Source organism: Salipaludibacillus daqingensis, from assembly GCF_029891575.1.
In the GTDB taxonomy this organism is placed as follows: domain Bacteria; phylum Bacillota; class Bacilli; order Bacillales; family Salisediminibacteriaceae; genus Salipaludibacillus; species Salipaludibacillus daqingensis.
Window position 1 is genome coordinate 1 of the sequence record NZ_JARZHF010000026.1, and the last position, 479, is coordinate 479.

At 38.8% G+C, this 479-nt stretch carries 1 protein-coding gene; it reads left to right on the forward strand.

All coding sequences use genetic code 11. The features are described 5' to 3' along the window. Positions 1-479, forward strand: a 479-nt coding sequence (locus tag QDN89_RS21940) for a helix-turn-helix domain-containing protein (RefSeq protein ID WP_280772316.1), incomplete at both ends; no start/stop codon positions are given.

Below are 479 nucleotides of genomic sequence, written 5' to 3' on the forward strand. Positions count from 1 at the left end.
GTAAAAAAAGCGTTCAAATTTCGTCTTTTTCCTAACCAAAAACAGGTCGATCTCATTCATAAAACGCTCGGTTGTTCTAGATTTGTGTTCAATTTCTTCCTCGGTAAGCAGAAGCAAAAAGACGCTTACTGGTACATCATCGAAGATATGGTGCAAAACGGTCAGCTACCTTCAAATAACTGGAAAGGAGAGTTTTTCAACAAATACGATTCGATGAAGGCGGTTCGCCAGTTAAAAGAGCAGTATCCTTTCTTAAAAGAAGTGGATAGTATTTCCCTGCAAAAGTCGGTTGAAAACCTCGCTGATTCTTACCAACGGTATTATAAAAAACAAACCAAAGCCCCTACATTTAAAAGTAAAAAGAACAAGGTACAGTCCTATACCACAAAGCAAACCAATGGAAATATCGCTGTTTCAAGTAAACACATCAAGTTGCCGAAGCTTGGTCTTGTTCGGTTTGCTAAAAGTCGTGACGTGGA